The organism is Streptomyces mutabilis, assembly GCF_014649815.1.
Classification (GTDB): domain Bacteria; phylum Actinomycetota; class Actinomycetes; order Streptomycetales; family Streptomycetaceae; genus Streptomyces; species Streptomyces mutabilis.
In genome coordinates this window covers 1-2779 of sequence record NZ_BMTT01000060.1, presented here as the reverse complement: position 1 = coordinate 2779, position 2779 = coordinate 1, and the positions used below count along the sequence as shown (strand labels likewise).

At 27.1% G+C, this 2779-nt stretch carries 1 protein-coding gene; it reads right to left on the bottom strand.

What is annotated here, in order from left to right; translation table 11 throughout:
- Positions 1-1060 precede the first annotated feature (1060 nt).
- Positions 1061-1990 (bottom strand): DUF2705 family protein, encoded by a 930-nt coding sequence (locus IE142_RS34530; protein ID WP_077431479.1) that lies wholly within the window; start codon positions 1988-1990, stop codon positions 1061-1063.
- Positions 1991-2779: the final 789 nt, after the last annotated feature.

Genomic DNA, 2779 nt, shown 5'->3' with positions numbered 1-2779 from the left:
TCTAATAATGGGTTACCAATAACTTCGTTCATAATAGGTATACTCTTATTAAGCGAAAATATTATCTATTACAAAAAACGTTATTCTGTTCATTTTTAAACTTAATTAAGAAACATTTCACTTATAATTGTAAATAAATGTTTTATGATTTGAAAATAGGGTTATACTAAATATGTATTATAGTACATAGGGAGGTGCCATTACATGTTACATCGCTTCTTAACAATTTTTGGTCAATTCTTCTATGATAAAATCGAATATTATGGCCAAGACAAACCTTACACAAAATAATTATTGCTAAGTATATTACTTATTTGTAATATCAAGGAGGGAAATTTATGTTAGAAGATATCTATGAAGAATTTATTGGATTCTTAAAACGTATTGGTCTTTAATAAAAATTATTGATACCGAAACTATTTAACATTAACTTATAACCTAGTACAATTACTAGTAACTATATTCTTTACTAAACTAAATATTTTAGAATTGAAGAGTCCGGAACATAAAATCTCTGGACTCTTTCCTTTTTGTTTTTTTGAATTTGTGAAGGGCTAAAGCCCAAAAATTTTTAATATCTTTTTATAAATTTTTTAGACACTATCTCAGCTTTAAAGCAAAAAGAGGTTTGAGACGTTAAAAGAGATGTTTTGTATCTTGCATCACCTATATATTTGGAGAGGAGTTTTTTATGTCTGGTAAAACAGTAGTATATATAAATAAGTTTAGTACCATTAAGACGTTTTACAAGTACTGAAGTAGATTTATTCTTTCCATTATACAATAAACTTAAAGAACAGGATACGAGAAAAGTAATTATTCCGTTTAGACATCGTTTTTTTATTGATAATCATACAATTTTATTGTAATAGCATCTTTTATAAGAGCGTTATATCATTTTAAAATTCATAATAATATATATTATGGTTTAGTCTTAATAATAAAGATCCTTAAAAAATGCGATTAAGCGATTGAAAGAACAACAATAAAATGAGCGACTAGCAACTATGCTAATCGCTCTTAATCAGTCTGTTAGGAAAAACATTGGTTTTGTTAATCTTTAATAATCTCTTTTAGAAATGGTGAAGAAGTCAATTATAGCTAATAGTATTACTGAAGCTATTGAAATAAATGTTTGCCATCCATTTAATTTGAGAGATCCAAGCCAAACATTATTGATTAAAAAGTTAAAAGGTATATATTTCAAGGCTTTTCTAACTTCATCACCATATTCTGGAATTAATGGAACTAAATTAGTTGCTATAGGTATGATTAATATAAGAAAAACCCCAATTGAAAATACTAAAGAAGAACTTTTTACTAATAAAGTAATTAGAAATAGAAATAGACCATAAAATAAAAATAATAGGATATATATTCCTAAAGCTTTTCCCACTACTTCATTTTTTAAAGGTTCACCGTCTCCTATGTTCTGCATTATCAAAACGAATACGTATAATGTTAAAAATACTATGACACTAGCAATTAATATGGATATCAGTTGAGATATAAAGTACTTCACTCTATTTTTAGAACTATTCAAATACAACTGTGACGTACCTTGAGAAAAATCTCTGACTAAAAAACTAGTAATAATCATAACTCCCCAAAATGCAAATAGCCATGTTGAAAGAGTTAAAATAGTTTCTCCAGAAACTTTATGATTATTATGAACCTGAGTCATTGTATAAAATATGGAGATTATTAAAATTAAGTTTAAAATACTAAGCTCCATAATAGAAAAGGCTGCAGAAAATATACTTTTAACACTTTTTTTATTTTCTACTTTATATAATGAATTTACAGCATTTATTTCTTTGGCTATTTTTACAGGATCACCAAGTTCTTTAATAATTTCCTCATCATTTTTATTGTTTTTATATCCATTAATAAAATAAGACTCGTATTTAGATAAAATATCTTCTTTTTCATCAGTATTTATCTTTTTTGTTTCTTTTTGAATAATCTTTAAATATTCTTCTTTATTCACTAATGCCACTCTCTTTTACAAATCTATTTATTGTTTTAGTAAATGCATTCCACTCTTTAAGTAATGCATTGAAAAAACTTGTATATTATAATTAGAACGCACTTCCTGTGCAGAAAGGAGGTGTGCGTATAGTGTTGGATATCCTACAATTTGTTATCTTAAATATCGTTGATCCACTCATCATTAGTATTATGGCAAACTATTTTTATGATAGTTTGAAACAACGATAGTAAAAAAGACCCCCACAGCCGGCAAGCTACGTGGGGGTCTTTGCGTACAGTGATGTACACCTACAATTTGTTAATTACAGTATATCGTGTAACTTCTTCATCTGTAAACTCTTTTACAAATTTTATGTGAGTAAAACTGTAATCATTTCTTTTTTTTACTAACTCCTATCCCTATACCTAGACCCATTAATGTCCCTATAGGAAATCCAAATATAAAACTAAAAAATACCGCAAATCCTCCTATATATAGTGCTGGATGTATATTATATTTATTACTCATACCTTCTTATGTCTCCTTAGTCATGTTTTTTCTTTTTTATTGATACGATAAATCCCATTATTAAAGGAAATAAAAGCAAAATATACATGTAGCTCATTTAAATTATTAATCCTCCCATTTTTCTTCTAATTGACGTTGAAATGCCTCTCGATCTTGTTTTAATTTTGTATCTTCATTATGTATTTCTTGAGATTGTCCTAATCTTCCTTCATTTAACCATTCTGGTGTTTTCTCACGATTGATATATTGACGCTGTTTACCTACATTGGTCATTTGAGG